General features: G+C 75.5%; 17 protein-coding genes. All 17 read right to left on the reverse strand.

The annotated features are described in order from the left end of the window. Positions 1–121: 121 nt before the first annotated feature. The 17 genes from PH190_RS09210 to PH190_RS09290 all read right to left on the reverse strand — a co-directional run bounded on the left by PH190_RS09210 (position 122) and on the right by PH190_RS09290 (position 17,405). Positions 122–1,861 carry a sodium/solute symporter gene (locus tag PH190_RS09210; protein WP_274231203.1) on the reverse strand — a complete coding sequence of 580 codons (1,740 nt, stop codon included), beginning with the start codon at positions 1,859–1,861 and terminating at the stop codon, positions 122–124. 4 nt (positions 1,862–1,865) lie between these two features. Then, positions 1,866–2,903, reverse strand: coding sequence for a DUF485 domain-containing protein (locus PH190_RS09215; protein ID WP_274231204.1), 1,038 nt, complete (start codon positions 2,901–2,903; stop codon positions 1,866–1,868). Positions 2,904–3,106: 203 nt separating this feature from the next. After that, on the reverse strand, positions 3,107–3,964 hold the full coding sequence (locus PH190_RS09220) for a LytR/AlgR family response regulator transcription factor (protein ID WP_274201091.1): 858 nt from the start codon (positions 3,962–3,964) through the stop codon (positions 3,107–3,109). 182 nt (positions 3,965–4,146) lie between these two features. Next, a complete protein-coding gene (locus PH190_RS09225; RefSeq protein WP_274231205.1) occupies positions 4,147–4,509 on the reverse strand; it encodes a hypothetical protein in 363 nt (120 codons plus the stop codon). Further along, entirely contained in the window at positions 4,506–5,252 is a 747-nt protein-coding gene (locus PH190_RS09230; RefSeq protein WP_274231206.1) for an ESX secretion-associated protein EspG, read from the reverse strand. The genes PH190_RS09225 and PH190_RS09230 overlap by 4 nt, the downstream gene beginning before the upstream one ends. Then, entirely contained in the window at positions 5,249–7,030 is a 1,782-nt protein-coding gene (locus tag PH190_RS09235) for a WXG100 family type VII secretion target (RefSeq protein WP_274231207.1), read from the reverse strand. The genes PH190_RS09230 and PH190_RS09235 overlap by 4 nt, the downstream gene beginning before the upstream one ends. Positions 7,031–7,149: 119 nt before the next feature. Beyond that, positions 7,150–8,037, reverse strand: coding sequence for a S49 family peptidase (locus tag PH190_RS09240; RefSeq protein ID WP_274231208.1), 888 nt, complete (start codon positions 8,035–8,037; stop codon positions 7,150–7,152). A 260-nt stretch (positions 8,038–8,297) separates the two neighbouring features. Then, positions 8,298–9,500: a histidine kinase gene (locus PH190_RS09245; protein ID WP_274231209.1), complete on the reverse strand. Its 1,203-nt coding sequence runs from the start codon at positions 9,498–9,500 to the stop codon at positions 8,298–8,300. 5 nt (positions 9,501–9,505) lie between these two features. Then, positions 9,506–10,366 carry an Fpg/Nei family DNA glycosylase gene (locus PH190_RS09250; RefSeq protein WP_274231210.1) on the reverse strand — a complete coding sequence of 287 codons (861 nt, stop codon included), beginning with the start codon at positions 10,364–10,366 and terminating at the stop codon, positions 9,506–9,508. After that, positions 10,366–10,821, reverse strand: coding sequence for a hypothetical protein (locus PH190_RS09255; protein WP_274231211.1), 456 nt, complete (start codon positions 10,819–10,821; stop codon positions 10,366–10,368). Before PH190_RS09255 ends, PH190_RS09250 begins: the two co-directional genes overlap by 1 nt. Positions 10,822–10,830: 9 nt before the next feature. Next, entirely contained in the window at positions 10,831–12,480 is a 1,650-nt protein-coding gene (locus tag PH190_RS09260) for a class I adenylate-forming enzyme family protein (protein WP_274231212.1), read from the reverse strand. A 25-nt stretch (positions 12,481–12,505) separates the two neighbouring features. Further along, positions 12,506–13,285 (reverse strand): alpha/beta fold hydrolase, encoded by a 780-nt coding sequence (locus PH190_RS09265; protein ID WP_274231213.1) that lies wholly within the window; start codon positions 13,283–13,285, stop codon positions 12,506–12,508. Between the two features lie 47 nt (positions 13,286–13,332). Then, on the reverse strand, positions 13,333–13,737 hold the full coding sequence (locus tag PH190_RS09270; protein WP_274231214.1) for a helix-turn-helix domain-containing protein: 405 nt from the start codon (positions 13,735–13,737) through the stop codon (positions 13,333–13,335). 17 nt (positions 13,738–13,754) lie between these two features. Then, complete coding sequence (locus PH190_RS09275) at positions 13,755–14,159, reverse strand: hypothetical protein (RefSeq protein WP_274231215.1); 405 nt, start codon at positions 14,157–14,159, stop codon at positions 13,755–13,757. Positions 14,160–14,280: 121 nt separating this feature from the next. Then, the gene (locus PH190_RS09280) at positions 14,281–14,469 is read right to left on the reverse strand and encodes a hypothetical protein (RefSeq protein WP_274231216.1); all 189 of its coding nucleotides are present in this window, start codon (positions 14,467–14,469) and stop codon (positions 14,281–14,283) included. Between the two features lie 169 nt (positions 14,470–14,638). After that, on the reverse strand, positions 14,639–16,402 hold the full coding sequence (locus PH190_RS09285) for a PHA/PHB synthase family protein (protein ID WP_274231217.1): 1,764 nt from the start codon (positions 16,400–16,402) through the stop codon (positions 14,639–14,641). Positions 16,403–16,526: 124 nt separating this feature from the next. Then, the gene (locus PH190_RS09290; protein ID WP_274231218.1) at positions 16,527–17,405 is read right to left on the reverse strand and encodes a methyltransferase domain-containing protein; all 879 of its coding nucleotides are present in this window, start codon (positions 17,403–17,405) and stop codon (positions 16,527–16,529) included. Positions 17,406–17,547 lie beyond the last annotated feature (142 nt).

Below are 17,547 nucleotides of genomic sequence, written 5' to 3' on the forward strand. Positions count from 1 at the left end.
GGCCGGCCCGGAAGTGCACCCATCCCGATCCTCCCGTTCGTCCGAATCGTTTCGGAAGTCACGGCGCGTGGCCTGCACTCACACAGCGTGGCGGGCAGGTTACGGGATCTCGAGGTGTGGATCAGGCCGTCGGCCGCGCGCCACGCCGGGCGTCGCCGAGGCCGAGGCGCTCCGGGGCGTGCAGGCGCAGCAGCGTGCGCCCCACGTTGGCGGGGACGCGGTGCGGCGTCGACCGGCTGACGACCACCATGACGAGGAACGTCAGCGGCACCGTGACGAGGGCGGGGCGAGCGAGCAGCACCCCCGCCCAGCCCTCGGGGGCGACGCCCGCGAGGGTCGACCCGACCGCGGCGACCGCGACCCCGCCGCCCACGAGCATCCCGACCACGGCGCCGCGGTCGGTCAGGCCCTTCCACCAGATGCCGAGCACCAGCAGCGGGCAGAAGGTGGAGGCGGCGAGCGCGAACGCCAGGGACACCGTGAGGGAGAAGTCGAGGCGGGTCGCGCCCAGCGCCGCGACGATCGGCACCACGCCGCCCACGTGGGCGGCGATGCGGAAGTCCCCCAGTCGGCGGGGCAGCAGGTCCGTGGACAGCACGCCGGCGACGGAGAGCAACAGGCCCGACGACGTCGACAGGAACGCCGCGAAGGCCCCGGCCGCGACGAGTGCCGCCAGGGCGATGCCTGCCCACCCCGGGAGCGCCGCGGTGGGCAGCAGCAGCACCGCCGCGTCGGTCTGCCCGGTCACCAGCAGCTGCGGCACGTAGAGCCGCGAGAGCACGCCCAGCACCACCGGGAGCAGGTAGAAGCCCCCGAGCATGGCGAGCACGACCACGGTCGTGCGCCGGGCCGCCCGGCCGTCGGGGTTGGTGTAGAAGCGCACGAGCACGTGCGGCAGGCCCATCGTGCCGAGCAGCAGGGCCACGATCAGCGAGTAGGTCGCGAGCAGCGAGTGCCCGTCCTCGTCGAACCCGGTCAGCGGCGACGACCACGCCGCGCCGTCCGGATCCGCGTCCTCGACGACGGGCACGGGCGAGCCCGCCGGGAAGCGCAGCTCGGTGCCGGCGTCGACGGTGTGCAGGCCGGGCGCCCAGGACACCGGCCCGTTGACCGTCGCGCCGTCGACCTCCCCGCGGACCCCGATCTCCACCGGCGTCGCGACCTGCAGCGTGACCGGGGTGCTGACCTCCACCGTCGTGGCCTCGGTGAACGCGGGCGGCGGGGGCGCGTCCCCGCGCTCCGGCCCGAACGTGAACACCCCGACGAGCACGAGCACGGGCACGGCCAGGGCGGTGAGCTTGAGCCAGTACTGGAACGCCTGGACGAAGGTCATCGAGCGCATGCCGCCGAAGGTCACGCTGGCCGTGACGACGAGCCCGACGCCCACCACCCCGACCCACGTCGGCCACGTCGTGATGACGGTGAGCGCGAGGCCCGCGGCCTGGAGCTGCGGGAGCAGGTAGAGCCAGCCGATGAGCACGACGAACCAGGTCGTCACCGTGCGCAGGAGCGACGAGTCGAGCCGCACCTCGGCGAAGTCGGGCACCGTGTAGGCCCCGGAACGGCGCAGCGGCGCGGCGACGAAGAACAGCAGCGCGAGGTAGCCGGCGGTGAAGCCGACCGGGTACCAGAGCCCGTCGACGCCGTCCTTGAGCACGATGCCCGCGACGCCGAGGAACGACGCCGCGGAGAGGTACTGCCCGGAGATCGCGGCGGCGTTGGCGCGGGTGCCGACGGTGCGCGAGGCGGCGAGGAAGTCGTCGGTGGTGCGCGCGACCCGTACGCCCAGCGAGCCGATGACGATGGTGACGACGCCGACCACGGCGACGGCGACGAGCGCGACGATGCCCGCGAGGTCCACGTGCTCAGTCCTCGACGTTGTCGGCGAAGTCGAGCTCGTTGCGCTCGGCGGTGCGGACGTAGAGCCAGGCCAGGGCCAGCATGAACGGGTAGGGCGCGAGGCCCAGGACCAGCCAGGGCAACGTCACGCCCGCGACCTCGAACGACCCGAACCGCGGCAGCACGAGGAACAGCACCGGCAGCGCGCCCAGCACGAACACCGCGACCAGCCCGAGCCGCATCCCGAGCGCGAGCTGCGCGCGCAGGAGGTTGCGCAGCAGCAGCTCGCCGGTCTCGGTCTGCTGCTCGATCTCGGCGACGGTGCGGACCGCCCGCGTCGGCACCCGGCGCTCGGCGAGCACGACCCGCACGCGCTCCGACCCGGTGTCCGTGCCGTCGCCCATCGCCGGGACGACGACGCCGGGGCCGGTGTGCAGGAGGGTCCCGCCGGGCGCGGAGGCCAGCGGCGTGTCGGCGGTGACGGCGGTCCCGTCGACCGGGGGGCCGTCGACCGCCCGGCCGCCCACGGCGGCGACCCCGTCGGACGGCGCGCCCGCGGGGGCGGCGAGCGGCACCGGTCCGACGCCGCCCGGCCCGGTCATCGGCGTCGCCGCGAACTGCTCGGTCTCGGCGTCGGGGGCCGCGTGGCGGGGGCGGTAGCCGCTCGGCGGGGTGTGCACCGTGCCGGGCTGCTCCGGACGGGCGTGCCGGCCGTGGCGGCGGGCCACGCCGGGCGGGGGCTGGCCGGGCGAGGCGAACGTCGGGGGCACGGGACGCCGCGGCGGGTCGGGCACGGCGACGGGGGCACGTCCGGTGGGGCCCGGGGGACCCGTCGTCGGTCCCGTGGTGGCGTTCATCGGGCTGGGCGGGGTCGGCACCCCGTGGGTGCGGGGGGCGCGCGACGGGCGGGACCGGCGCACGGTGCCGGTGTCGGGGCCCTCGCCCGACCACCCCTCGGACGTCTCCGCCGTCCGGTCGTCGGCGTGCGCCGTCCCGGCGCCCACCGCGGCGCCGTCGGCGGACCCGGCGTCCGGATCGTCGCTGTCGGCCTCCTGCTCGGGCACCGGGCGCAGAACCTCGCCCTCACCCGCGGTCGCCGGCGCAGCGGGGTCGGCGGGACCGTTGCCGGCCGCGGTCCCGCCGGGGGCGCCGTCCGTCGAGCCGGCCGTGGCCGCGAGGGTCGAGCCCCGTGCGGGCCCGTCGGCCCCGTCCCTCCCGGCGGTGTCCGGAACGGGCCCCGAGGCCCGCACCGGACCGCCGGGGGAGGTCATCGTCGGCCCCAGGCCTGCTTCGTCGAGCGGACGAGACGGTCCTTGAGCTCCCGGGTGTGCCGGCGGCTGACGGGCAGCTCGGCGACGTCGCCGCCGCTGCCCAGCCGCACGACGTACCCGGAGCCGGCGAGGCGCAGCTCGGTGATGAGCGGCAGCGCGACGAGGTACGAGCGGTGGATCCGCACGAACCCGGCGTCCGACCAGCGCTCCTCGAGCACCGAGAGCGGGATGCGCACGAGGTGGCTGCCCTCGGTGGTGTGCAGGCGCGCGTAGTCGCCCTGCGCCTCGACCCACCGCACCGTCGAGCGCTGCACCAGCTTCGTGGTGCCGGCGAGCTCGACCGGGATCACCTCGTCGTCGCCCTCCTCGTCGGCGGCGGGCTCGACGGGCACCGTGGTGCCGCGCGAGGACAGGATCCGCGACAGGGACGCGTAGAGGCGCTCGGGGCGCAGCGGCTTGAGCAGGTAGTCGACCGCGCCGACGTCGAACGCCTCGACCGCGCGGTCGTCGTGCGCGGTCACGAAGACGACCGACGGCGGGATGACGTACCGCGACAGGACGTTCGCCAGCTCGAGGCCGTCGAGCCCGGGCATGCGGATGTCCAGGAACAGGACGTCCACGTCGGACTGCTTCGCGGGCGCCGGTAGACCCGCGGGCGGGGTGCCGCCCGAGAAGCCGCCGAGGTCCACCCGGTCACCGCCGGTGAGGATCCGCAGGGCCGAGATCGAGTCGGAGGCACGCAGCACGGTGCCCACCCGCTGGTCCTGCTCGAGCAGGTAGGCGAGCTCCATGAGCGCCGGTTCTTCGTCGTCGACGGCGAGTACTACGAGTCCGTCGTTCTCGTTCGTGTTCACTGCCACGCCATCCTGCCCAGCCGAGGTTCGCACGTCCACGATAGGACCCGATCGGCTCGCCACCCTGCCGTGCCCCGTCGTCCGCGCCCGGCGTGCCGTCGCCCGATGGGGGCGTGGCGAGCACGGACCACCCGTTCGGGGGGACGCCGTTGGGCCACCCGATCGACGTCACGGGTCCCGCCTCAGTCCTGCCCGGGCTCCAGACGCACCGAGGCGGCCGCGTCGGCGTCCGCCTGCTCCCACACCGCGGCGCTGTCGCGCACGGCCTGGCGCAGCTCGGCGAGCTCCGCGGCGAGCGCCCTCGCTGCCGGCACCGTGTCCGACATCACGAGCTCGCGGTACCAGGCCGCGATCGCCGCGTTGTCCTCGCCCGACCCGACCGCCAGCGACTCCGCGCCGAGACCGTCGAGCGCCGCCTGCGCCTCCGTCACGCCCTGCTCGAGCGCGTCGACCTTCCCGGCGAACGCGCGCGCCTCGTCCGGGCTCATGGCGGCCTCGCCACCGGCCGAGCCCGCTGCCTCCCTCGGCGGCTCCGGCGCGCTCATGCGGTGCTCCTTCCGGACGGGCGCGGCACGGCCGCGTCGGTCAGCACGGTACGGACGTCCGTGAGCAGTTGTCCGCCGGTTGCGGGAACCAGCAGGGGCGGACGGGCCGCGGGCGCGCGCAGGACGTGCCGGCCGCGCGGGCCGTCCAGCCAGCACAGGGGCGGGGCGACGCGGCGGGGCACGCCGTCGCGCCGGTCGGCCACCCCGACCTGGGTGATCGCGGTGACGGTGGCGAGGAGGTCCTCGGCGACGTCGCGGGACCGGGCGGTGTGCCGGGTCGTCGGCAGGTCGGCGGGCGTGGTGCCGGCGGGCACCGGCACGGGCGGACCCTCGCCCGGCGGCACGGGCGGGACCAGCGCGAACAGCGCCTCGACGAGCGCGTCGGGCGGGCAGGGCGAGACGCGGACGGGCGCGGCGGCGTGCTCGGTCGAGTCGAGCAGCGCCGCGGTGCGGCCGTCGGTCAGCGCCACGGCGGCGAGGGGTGCGCCGGCGTCCCGACGGACCAGGTCGACGGCCACCGCCCACCCCGCGACGGCCTGCCCGGCGTCGAGGAGCAGCCGCGCCGGGGCGGGCTCGAGCAGGCCGCGGGCCCGGAGCGCCTGTTCGGTGGCGGCGCGGTGGCGGCGGACCTCCTCGTCGGTCTCCGCGGACCAGTGCACCGGGCGCAGCGGGTAGGGCCACCCGGCCCCGCACTGCTCGAGCACCCAGAGCAGCTCGTGACGGTCGAGCACGACGCCGGTCACCGGTCGTCCTGCTCCCCGATCACGGGTGGGGTCACCAGGCGGCGCTCGTCGGGGTGGTCGGTCGGGTCGCGCCACGGGTCGGCGTCGACGAGGTACTCGGGGTGGCGGACCCCGGGCGCGCCCGTGGGCCCACCCGCCCCCGCGGCGCCACCCACGGGCGGGACGAACGGGACACCGGGTGCGCCCGGGCCGGCGGGCCCGGACGAGGCCGTCGGCGGGCTCCCGGAAGCGGTCCAGCCGGTGTCCGGGGGCCCGGCGCCGGAGGCACCCACCGCCGCGCCCGCGCCGAGCGCGGGGGACGTGCCCGCGGGTCCGGAGGTGGTCGCGGGACCCGGCGAGACCGTCCGGGCGGGGCTGTCGGGCGCGGGCCAGCCCGACGGTCCAGCGGCCGGCGACGAGCCCGTGGACGGGGACGCCGAGGGCCCCGGCCAGCCCGGTCCGCCGGACGACGGGCCCGGCGACGACGAGCCCGGGGACGAACCGCTGCCCGGCGACGAACCGCTGCCCGCGGGCGAGGCGCTCTCGGGCCAGGCGCCGGCCGAGCCCGCCCCGGGCCCGCTGGACCCGCCCGCCCCGACCGACCCGCCACCGGTGGCGCCCGCACCCGACCCCCCGGCGCCGGGCACACCGCCGGCCCCGCCGCGACCGGCGCCGGGGGCCCGCCGCTCGTCCGGCCGCCGATCGGGCGCGCCCCCGCGGCCCGGGCCGGCACCGCCCGCGAGGCGGTCGGCGGGCGTCGGCGCGACGGGCGTCCCCGACCCTCGTCCGGTGGCGCCGCCGGGCGGCACGGCACCGCCGGCCCGGACCCCGGGACCGGCAGCGCTCGCCCCACCGGACCCGGCACCGGGCCCCACACCGGGGGCCGACGCGCGCCCCGGGGCCTCGCCGACGACCGGCGGCGTGCCCCCCAGCAGCCGCGTCACGAGTCGCCCGACCGCCCCGGGCCGGGCCGGCTCCGCGCGACCCGCGCCGGGCGGAGCACCCGCCGCCACGCCACCCGGCGGCGCCGCGACCCGACCACCGGCCACCCCACCCCCGGGAGCACCGCCGACCGGCGCACCGCCGACTCCCGGCACCCCGGGCGCTCGCGCCGGACCCGCCGCCCGCGCGAGGACGCTCCCCCGCGCCGTGGCCCCGCCGCCCGCCCCGGGGCCCGCCGGCGAGGCCAGGGTGCCCCGCGCCGTGCCGCCGACCTCGGGCGCGACGCCGACCGGGGACCGCCCGGCGAGCCGGTCGACCGCGGACGGGGCCCCGCGCGCGGCGAGGCCGGTCTGCTCGAGGTAGGCCCGGTAGGCGCCCTGGGCCGCGCGCTCCTCCGCCTGCGCGGCCTGGAAGGCCCCGAAACCGTCGGCGGGCCCCCCGGCCGCCAGCGCGCCGGCGAGGCCCGGGGCGGCCGGTGCGCGGCCGAGGACGGGCAGCGCGGGCGCGCGTGGCGGCCCGACCAGCGACTGGACGCGGGCCAGCGCGTCGCGGACCCCCTGCAGGCTGCCGGCCTGGCCCGTCACGGCGTCGCCGAGGCGGCTCATGCGCGCCACGAGGGTCCGCACGTGCGCGGTGGCCGCGTCGGCGTCACGACCCCGCCACGAGGCCCCCAGCTGCACGTGGGCGCGCTCGAGACGCTGGGCGACGGCCCGGAGCTCGTCGCCGCGCGCAGCGTGGCGCTGGCGGGCCGAGTCGATCGCTGCGGGGTCGGCGCCGTCGTTGACCCATCGGTGGATGAGCTCGTGGCTCAGGACGGACGTGTCGCGCCCACCCCACGGGACGTCGGGGACCGGCACGGTCCACCACCTCCCGCACGGGTCCGCCCCGACGGCCGACCCCCGCCGCGCCCTGACCCCGGGAGCCTAGGTCCGACCGGGCGACGGTGGGTAACGAATGCGGGACGCGGGGCGCCCCGCTACAGCCCGAAGCGGCTCCACAGGGCCCGGTGCTCGACCCACTCGAGCGCGGAGCCGACGGGGTCGACGCCGGCGCCCGCTAGCGGCGCCAGCGGCGCGAGCACCCCGCCCAGCCCGAGGCGCGCGAGCAGCGGGCGGCGCGGCTCGACGGTGATCGGCTCGGCGTCCGGGAAGCGGCGGCCGAGGACCTCGCGCGCCGTGCCGAGCTCGTCGATCAGGCCCAGCTCCCGCGCACGCCTGCCGGTCCACACCTCGCCGGTGAACAGGTCCCCGGTCTCCTGCAGCGCGTCCCCGCGCCGCGCACGGACCCACTCGATGAACATCTCGTGCAGCTCGCCCTGCATCCCGAGCAGCCACTCCACGTCCTCGGCCTTCTCGGGCTGGAACGGGTCGAGGCGGGCCTTGTTCTGCCCGGCCGTGTGCAGGCGGCGCTCGATGCCGTAGCGCTCGATGAGCCCCGTGAGCCCGAACCCGCCCGAGACGACGCCGATCGAGCCGACGAGCGAGGTGGGGTGCGCGTAGATCTCGTCGGCGGCGCAGGCCAGCCAGTACCCGCCGGACGCGGCGACGTCCTCGCAGAACGCCAGCACCGGGACCTCGTGCTCCTGGGCGAGGCCGCGGATGCGGTCGGCGACCAGGGCGGACTGCGTCGCCGAACCGCCCGGCGAGTTGATCATCAGGGCGACGGCCTGCACCCGGTCGGCGGTGAAGGCGCGGCGCAGGGCGTCCTCCACCGCGGTGATGTTGATGACCGCCCGGGGCACCGGCGCGCTGTTCGCGGCGATCACGCCCTGGAGCCGGACGACGCTCACCGTGCGCTGGCCCGTGGCCGCCGCGAGGGGGCCGGGCAGGACGGACGACAGGGCAGATCCGAGACGCGAGCTCATGTCACCCACGCTAACGGCGACGCGCCGGACCCGGCGGCCCGGTGATCAGCCGGGCGCGAACACGGAGCCGGCACCCGACCACGTCGCAGCGAAGGCGTCCCTCGCTGCCTCCCACGCAGCCAGGGCGTCCCTCGCTCCCCGAGCCGCGCGAGCCGACGCGCGAACAGCTGCGCAGCGAAGGCGTCCCTCGCTGCCTCCCACGCAGCCAGGGCGTCCCTCGCTGCCCCAAGGACGCGCGGCTCCAGGACGCGCAGCTCCGGTTAGACGCGGACGCCGGCCCGGAACTTGGGCACGCGCAGGATGATCTTGGTGCCGGCGCCGCGCTCGGTCTCCACGATCAGCCCGTAGTCGGGTCCGAACGCCGAGCGCATCCGGTCGTCGACGTTGCCGAGGCCGACGTGCGCGCCCGAGAGGTGGGCGTCGCGGTTCTCCTCCTTGAGCGCCTTCGGGTCCATGCCGACGCCGTCGTCCTCGACGATGATCGTGCACTCGGCCCCGGAGTCCTCGGCCGTCAGCGTCACCGTGCCCCCGCCCGGCTTGCCCGACAGGCCGTGGCGCACCGCGTTCTCCACCAGCGGCTGCAGCGCGAGGAACGGCAGGACCACCGAGAGCACCTCGGGCGCGACCTGCACCTTCACCGTCAGCCGCGCGCCGAAGCGGGCGTGCTCGAGGGCCAGGTAGCGGTCGATGTTCTTGAGCTCGTCGGCCAGCGTCGTGTACTCGCCGGCCTGCCGGAACGAGTAGCGGGTGAAGTCGGCGAACTCCATCAGCAGCTCGCGCGCCCGCTCCGGGTCGGTGCGGATGAACGAGGCGACGGTGTTGAGCGCGTTGTAGATGAAGTGCGGCGAGATCTGCGCGCGCAGCGCCCGGACCTCGGCACGGTTGAGCCGGGCGCGCGACTCGTCGAGGTCGGCGAGCTCGAGCTGGCTGGAGACGTAGCGCGCCACCTCGGCCGACGCGCGCAGCAGCACCGGCCCGGGGGTGTCGGCGCTGACCGCGGCCAGGGTGCCCGCGACGTTGCCGTCGACCTCGAGCGGGACGACGACGATGCCGCGCACCGGGCAGTCCTGCGAGCCGCACTCGATGTCCTTGCGGCTGGCCACCTGCTGGCGACCGGTGCGCATGACCTTCTCGGCGTACTGGCGCACGTCGAGGCTGTGGTGCTCGGCCTCGCCGTCCCAGGCCAGCGGCACGCAGTCCGACCCGGTCATCGACAGCGCCTCGGTGTCGAGCAGCGTGCGCAGGTAGGGCACCGCGAACTGCGCCGACCCCTCCGAGAGCCCCTCGCGCAGCGCGGGCGCGGCCAGCGAGACCGTGTGCAGCGTCGAGAACGTCGCGCGCTCGAGCGGCGACGCGAACTCGTTGCGCCGCTTCACCCGCCGGTAGACCAGGACGGCGACCACCAGCGCGATCGCCACGCCGACGGCGGCGAGCACGCGCGGATCGGTCAGCCAGCTGAACACGACAGCTATTTGACCAGACGCGACAGCCGACGGTCCGCCAACGCGCGACCCTGTGTCTGGCACGTGGGGCAGTACTGGAACGACCGTTCGGCGTACGACACCTCGCGGACCGTGTCCCCGCAGACCGGGCACGGCAGGCCGGTGCGCGCGTGCACCCGCATCCCCGAGCGCTTCTCGCCCTTGAGCCGGGCGGCGTCCTGGCCCACCGCGCGGTCCACGGCCTCGGACAGCACGCCGATCATCGCCTGGTGCAGGCGGTCGACCGCCTCGACGTCGAGCTTGCCCGCCGCGGCGAACGGCGACAGCTTCGCGACGTGCAGGATCTCGTCGGAGTAGGCGTTGCCGATGCCCGCGAGCACCTGCTGGTCGACGATCAGCGTCTTGAGCCGCTCGGTGCGCCCGGCGAGCAGCTCGCCGAACTCCGCGCGCCCGAGCGTCAGCGCGTCCGGCCCGAGCTTCGCGATGCCCGGCACCTGCTGCGGGTCCTCGACCAGGTAGACCGCGAGCCGCTTCTGGGTGCCGGCCTCGGTGAGGTCGAACCCGGGTCCGCCGACGGTCTCGAGGTGCACGCGCAGCTCGAGCGGCCCCTTGCCGGGCTTCGGCGGCGTCGTCGACGCCTGGTCGTGCCAGCGCAGCCAGCCGGCCCGCGACAGGTGCACGACGAGGTGGAGCCCGTCGAGCTCGACGTCGAGGAACTTCCCGTGCCGCGCCGCGCCCGTGACCAGGCGGCCGGTGAGCGCCGAGAGCGGAGGGTCGAACGTCTTGAGCACCGTCATGCTCGCGAGGTCGACCCGCGCCACCGGCCGGGCCAGCGCGTGGGTGCGCAGGTGCTCGGCGAGGGCCTCGACCTCGGGCAGCTCGGGCATCAGCTCACCGGCTGGAGCGGGCTGTCGGCGTAGGCGGGCGTCGCGCGCGTCTCGAGGCTGCGGACGGTCTGCATCATCTCCTCGCGCGCCGCCGAGGTGCCCCGCACCCACCCCACCCAGCGCTCGGGCGCCGAGCCGTCGCTGCCCCCGGGCGTCTCGGCGACGAGGGTGCGCGGGCGGCGCAGCACCCAGCGGGTCGGGAAGAACAGCGCGATCGCGAGCAGGATCAGCCAGACCCAGACCGGCACGACGACGCCCTGGCTGCCCGTGAACCACCAGGCCAGGAGCGCGACCCAGAGCAGACCCATGATCGAGACGATGCCGATGGCCGCGAGCCGGCCACCCTGCATGTCGTGCTCGAAGTCCTCTCCCGTGGCGGGGTCGATCCACTCGAGCTTCTGGCGCACCATCCACTGCCGTCCGTCGGCGGCGCGCACGATGCGGATCCGGGCCATGACGTCACTCTAGCCCTGCTCACGACGCCAGACGGGTGCTCCGAGCGGGCCCGCGTCGCGGACCTGATCGCGCAGTTCGCGCTTGAGCACCTTGCCCGCCGCGGACACCGGCAGGGCGTCGGCGACGTGCACCGCGCGCAGCCGCTTGTAGGGCGCCACCTGCTCGTCGAGGGCCGCGACGATGCCCGCCGCCAGCTCCGCGGAGGCCTCGTGCCCGGGCGCGAGCACGAGCACCGCGACCGGCTCCTCCCCGACGGCGACGTCCGGCCGCCCGACGACCGCGGCCGACGCGACCTCGGGGCGCGCGACGAGCAGCTCCTCGAGCTCGCGCGGGTACACGTTGTAGCCCTTGTAGAGCAGCATGTCCTTGGCGCGGTCGACGATCTCGAGCTGGCCGTCCTCGCCGACCACGCCGATGTCGCCGGTGCGCAGCCACCCGTCGACCAGCGTCTCCGCCGTGGCCTCGGGCCGGTCGAGGTAGCCGACCATCACCTGCGGCCCGCGCGCCCACACCTCGCCCGCCTCGCCGGCGGCGACCGGCTCCGACGGCGACGGGCCCACCCGGATCTCGGTGTCGGGCACGGGGACGCCGACCGTGCCGATGCGGCGGTGCGCCGAGCGCGCGGTGGCGCCCATCGTGAGGCCCATCGTCGCCTCGGTCAGGCCGTAGCCCTCGACGATGACCGCCTCGGGCATCCGCGCGGCGATGCGCCGGGCGAGCGCGAGCGGCATCGGGGCGGCGCCCGAGGTCACGGTGCGCACCGAGGTGAGGTCGCGGCCGGCCGCCTCGGGGTGCGCGAGCAGCGCGTGGAACAGCGGCGGCGCCCCGGAGATGGTCGTGACGCGGTGGGTCTCGACGTCGGTGAGCAGGCGGACCGGGTCGAAGCGCTCGTGCACGATGCTCGTCGAGCCGGACACGACGGCGACCCCGATCCCGCCGATCGTCCCCATCGCGTGGAACCACGGCGCGACGGCGATGCCCGAGCCCTCGCCCAGGCGCACCGGCCACTCGTGCGCCGGGCCGAGCTGCTCGAGGCCGACGTCCCCGCCGACGCCCGGCACGGGCCGCGACCCGCTGCCGTGGCACGCGTACTGCAGCACGTTGGTGACGACGTTGGTGTGCGTGAGGACGACGCCCTTGGGGCTCCCGGTGGTGCCGCCGGTGTAGGCGAGGTGCGCCCGCGCGACGGTCGGGTCGAGGTCGACGACCGGCGGGTGGTCGGCCTCGGCGCCGTCGGCGACGGTGACGCCGTCCGTCGGGATCAGCGGCACGCCCGACCCGGTGTCCTGCAGGCCGATCATCGCCACCGCGCGGGCGTCGGCGAGCTGGCCCGCCACGCCCTCCGGCGGCAGCTGCGGGCTGACCGGCGTGAACGTCGCCCCGGCCATGAGGATCCCGTAGTAGGCGATCGGGAACGACAGCACGTTGGGCAGGTGCACGCCGACGACGTCGCCGGGGACGACCCCGCGCGCCTGCAGCTCGTGCGCCAGGCCGCAGGCCGCCCGCCACAGCCCGGCGAAGCCGATCTCCCGGTCGTGGTGGCGGAACGCCGTGCGCTCGCCGAAGCGCCGTGCGGCGCCGTCGAGCAGCGCCCCGACGGGCACCTCCGGGTACGCGAGCCGCTCGGGCACCCAGGTCCGCCAGTCCACCGCCGTCATGGTGGTGAACCTTATTGGCAGGCGTTCAGTTGTCCAGGAAGTCCTCGAGGACCCGGCCCAGCTCGTCGGGCCGCGTGAGCAGACCGAGGTGCCCGCCGTGGTGCAGGTGCACGGTCGCGCGCGGCATGAGCGTGCCCATGATGTGCGCGTTCACGATCGGGATGACCGGGTCGCGACGGCCCGCGAGCACCAGCGTCGGCGCCCCGATGAACGGCAGCACCGGCAGGCTCGTCCAGCTCATGAGGGCCATGAGCTGGAAGAGGTAGCCGCGGAACTTCACCGGGTGCACGCGGGAGAACACCGCGTCGACGCCCGCCTGGGACTCGCCCTGGTAGATCTCCGCGCCCTCCTCGCGACGGTAGGCGCGGTCGTTGTAGCGCCGCGGGGTCAGCATCTTGGCCAGCACGCTGAAGCGGGCCGGCACCATCATCGCGCCGGTCCCGGTGCTGACCAGGGCGAGGCGCGCGGTCCGGTCGGGGTGCTGGAGCGCGAACTGCTGGGCGATGCCGCCGCCCCACGACAGGCCGAGGACGTCGGCCCGCGCGTACCCGAGCTCGTCGAGCAGCCCCGAGAGGAGCGCGGCGAGCCCGGCCATCGGCAGCGGCACCCACGGCAGCGGTGACCCCCCGATGCCGGGCACGTCGAAGCGCACCAGGGGCCGGTCGGGGTCGAGCGCGGCGACGAGCGGCTCGAACAGCTCGAGGCTCGCGCCGATGCCGTTGACCAGCACCAGCGGCAGGCGCCCGGGCGCACCGGGGCGGTGGGCGACGTGGAGCCGGTGGCCGGTGACGACCACGTCGCCCACCCACTCGTCGCGTGGGGCGGAAGCGGGTTCGGGGACCGCGAGCGCGCTCACGACGCGCCTCCGGTCGGCGAACCCGCGGTGTAGCTGCGGTACACGGAGATCAGGGCCTCCTTCTGGGCGTCGGAGAGCCGGCGGTCGGCGCGGATCGCCCGTTCGGTGGACGAGTCCCCCCGCTCATCGGCATCTGCCGGGGCGCCCCCGGCCTGTTCGCGTACCAGGCCGGCCTGCAGGAGCAGGTTCTCGGCCGAGATGTCGAGGGCCTCCGCGATCGCGTGCAGCACACGGACCGACGGCTCGTGCAGCCCTCGCTCGATCTGGCTCAGGTACGGGTTGGAGATGTTGCTCAGGGCGGAGAGCTGCCGCAGCGACAGTCGCGCGAGCTTGCGCTGGCTGCGGATGAACCCGCCCAGGGCGCGGCGGTGGTCCTCCCACGGCCCGCCCGGGCCGACCACGGCGTCAGCCCACGACGTCAGCGCAGCGGCGACGTCACCGTCGCGCGGGCGGACGGGAGCGCCGGGGCGACCGCGTCGAGCACCTGGTGGGCCACCGAGCGCTGCGCCTCGAGGATCTGCACGCCGGTGTCGTAGACCCGGTCGACGACCTCGGCGGGCGTGCGCGGCAGGCCGGCCACCCCCTGGTCGGCACCCTGGGCGAGACCCGGGACGCCGGACAGGCCCGGGATGCCGGACAGGCCGGGGACGCCGCCGGACAGGCCGGGGATGCCCGGCAGGCCGCGCAGGGCCGAGGCCCAGCTCTCGGCGACGGAGCCGGCGAGGCGCAGACCGGCCTCCTGCACCTGCGCGATCGTGTCGACGGCCCGGTCGCGGAGCTGGTCGAGGTCCGGGTCGGCCTTCGGCGCGGTCGGCGTTGCCATGAGGGGTCCCTCCGTCGTCGGTGACGAGTGCTCAGTTTATCAAGCACCCGGGCCCCGGCGCGGGGGTGCGGTGGCCTCGGTCACGTCGGGTCACCGACGGACCACCAGCCGTCACCGCGGCCTACAGCGGCGGCAGCGTCCCCACCAGCCGATCGCGCCACCCCGCGACCTTCGCGACGCAGGCGTCGCAGCCGCACCGCCCCTCGCGGGTGGTCAGCAGGAGGTCCAGGCGCAAGAACACCCGGTCGTAGACGGGACCGACGGCGTCGTCGACCTTGCGACGCAGGGCGACGGAGGCGTGACGGTTCACGGGCAACACCCTCGGAGGTGAAGGCTGGCGGCCGGTTGCAGGAGGCGCGCTGACGATGCGCCCCGTGCAACACGGTGACGACCCGGGACGGTGCCGTCAACCGTCGATCGACCGCCGACCTCCTCCTGTTACGCAGGGTCACCCCGACGTCATGGCCGTGCGGTGCGCGTCACCCCTCGCCGAGCACGTAGCTGCCCGGCGCGTCACCGAGCGGCGGGTGCGCCTCCGAGCCCGTCGGGGGCGGCTGGCGCATCCCGCCGGCGCGCTCGCCGATCCAGTCGCGCCACGGCTCCCACCAGGAACCCTGCACCTCGGTCGCCCGCTGCATCCACGTGTCGGGGTCCGGCGCCGCGTCGCCGCCGACGGTGCCGATCCAGTGCTTCGCCTTCTTGCCGGGCGGGTTGACGACGCCGGCGATGTGCCCGCCGTTCGACAGCGTGAACGTCACGTCGCCGCCCAGCAGGCCGGTGGAGGTGAACGACGTGCGCCACGGCGCGATGTGGTCGTTCACCGCGCCCACGATGAAGGTGTCGTTGGTGATCGACTTCAGCTGCAGGTGCTCGCCGAGCAGCTCCAGCTCGCCGCGCGCCAGCTCGTTCTGCAGGTAGAAGTGCCGCAGGTAGAAGGCGTGCATCTTCGCCGGCATCCGGGTCGAGTCGGCGTTCCACGCGAGGATGTCGAACGCCGGCGGCGCCTTGCCCTCGAGCCAGTTCGGCCCGACGTAGTTGAAGATCAGGTCGTTGGCGCGGAGCAGGTCGAACGTGCCCGCCATCGACTCCGAGGGCAGGTAGCCGGTCTTGGCCATCTTGCGCTCGAGCCGCTCGACGATCTCCGGGTCGACGAAGCTCGCCACGGGCCCGGGATCGGAGTAGTCGAGCAGGGTGTTCTGCAGGGTCAGCGAGTTGATGCGGTCGCCCTGCCCCCGCGCGTGCAGCATGGCCGTCGCGATCGTGGCCATCAGCCCGCCCAGGCACAGCCCGACGAGGTTGACCTTCTCCGCCCCGGTGATCTCCTGGACGACGTCGAGCGCGGCGAGGTCGCCGAGCTCCAGGTAGTCGTCGAGCCCCGTGTCGGCCATCGACTCGTCCGGGTCGCGGTAGCTGATGACGAACACCGTGTGGCCGTGCTGCACGGCCCACTCGAGGAAGCTGCGGCCGGGGGCGAGGTCCATGACGTAGTACTTGTTGATCCACGGCGGGCTCACGAGGATCGGGATCTCGTGGACCTCGTCGGTCTGCGCCTCGAACTGGATGAGCTCCATGAGCCGGTTGCGGTAGACGACCTTGCCCGGCGTCGCCGCGAGCTCCTTGCCGACGCGCAGGGTGGTGCGGTCGACCTGCTGCGGGCGGCCCTGGTTGGTGGCGAGGTCGTCGAGCATCTGCCGGAAGCCGGACACCACGCTCGACCCGCCGGTCTCGAACGCCCGCTTGAGCGCCGCCGGGTTGCCCGGCAGGAGGTTGGTCGGGGAGAGCACGCTGCCCAGCACGTCGGCGAGCAGCGAGGCCCGCTCACGCGACGACGGGTCGAGTCCCGCGGCGTCGACGAGGTCGTGCAGGGTCGCGGCCAGGGCGAGGTACTGCTGGCGCAGCCCCCAGTAGACCGGGTTCTCCTCCCAGGTCGGGTCCTTGAACCGGCCGTCCTTCTCGATCGGCACCGGCCCGTCCGCGGTCGACCCGAAGGCCCGGGCGACGGTGGCCGTCCCGATGCGCGCGGCGAGGGCCGCGTGCCCGGCGACCACCCGCCCCACGTCGGACGGGTGGGTCGCCAGACCCTGCGCGAGCTGCACGACGGTGCGTCCCCACAGCGCCGGGTCGACCTCGGCCAGCACGTCGGCGGGGACCACCGACTCCAGGGAACGGGCGACGTCCACGGTCGGGAACGTCGGGACGGCCGGGCTCCGCTGCGCCTCGGTACGGGCCTGGTCCACGGTCATGTCGGCGACCTCCACGTCGACTCACCGGGCGTGCCGCACCTGACACGCCCCATCGACGAGTGTGCCCCGCTAGGACGTGCATCACACGGTTACCGACGAGTCCGAGGTCCCTCTCACGCCCCGGTCAGCCGGCGAGCGGCCCCCGCTTGCGCGCGACGATGCCCTCGTAGAGCAGCGGGCTGCGGTCGGTGGCGAGGCGGTGCTGGAAGCGCTCGCGACGGACGACCTCGAGCGCGCCGGAGCGGATCGACTCGCCGATCATGCCGCCGAAGCCCGACGTGTCGGTGGCCTCGAGGAAGGCGTCCTTGATGGTCAGGACGACCCAGCCGTCGGGGGCGATGAGGTCATAGGCGGTGCGGAACGCCAGGGGCGGGATGTCGCCGAAGCCCAGGGCGGCGACCACCGTCAGCGTGTCCAGCTGGTGGGCGGCCAGCACCTCGCGGTCCTCGGCCGGCAGCTTCGTGAGGTCCGCGACCCGGTAGTCGGCGTAGAGGCCCGGCCGGTCGCGCAGCGCGGCGTCGCGGGCCTCGGTGAGGATGTCGACGCCGACGGAGTGCTCGACCCCGACCGCCGCGAGCTCCTCGGCCATGATCCCGTTGCCCGCGCCCAGGTCGAGGACGCGCAGCGAGGACGCCGCCACGCCGGACGAGGCGAGCGCGTCGTCGAGGAGCCCGACCATGAACCGCGGCGAGTCGCAGCCCAGCACGTCGTAGAAGATCTTCTCGTAGAGCCCCGGCACCTGGAAGATGCGGTCGTAGTCGTGGAAGCGGAACTCGCCCCACGAGCCGTCGGGCTGGGCGACGACGCAGAATTCGTCGTCCTGGCTGAACTTGCTGCCCGGCTCGGGCAGCGCGAGGCGGATCGACTGGCGCGCCGCCTCGAGGTCGACGGGGTGGTGGGGCGTCCTGCCCGAGGCCTCGCCCGGCGCCGGTGCCTGTCGGACGACCTCGTGCTCGCGGCCGCTCGTGCCGGTGCTCGTGCCGTTGACCGCCGTGGGTGCCATCGCTGACCTCTCCTCCCGGTGTCGCCCACCGGGGGCGACGGAGCTGGACGCGGACAGGTGTGGTCGCCCGCGTGGAGCATCACGCGCCTCGATCGTCGTCAGGAGTCGCACGGAGGGTCAAGGGAAGGGGCGTCAATAGAAT

Source organism: Actinomycetospora straminea, assembly GCF_028737255.1.
In the GTDB taxonomy this organism is placed as follows: Bacteria; Actinomycetota; Actinomycetes; order Mycobacteriales; family Pseudonocardiaceae; genus Actinomycetospora; species Actinomycetospora straminea.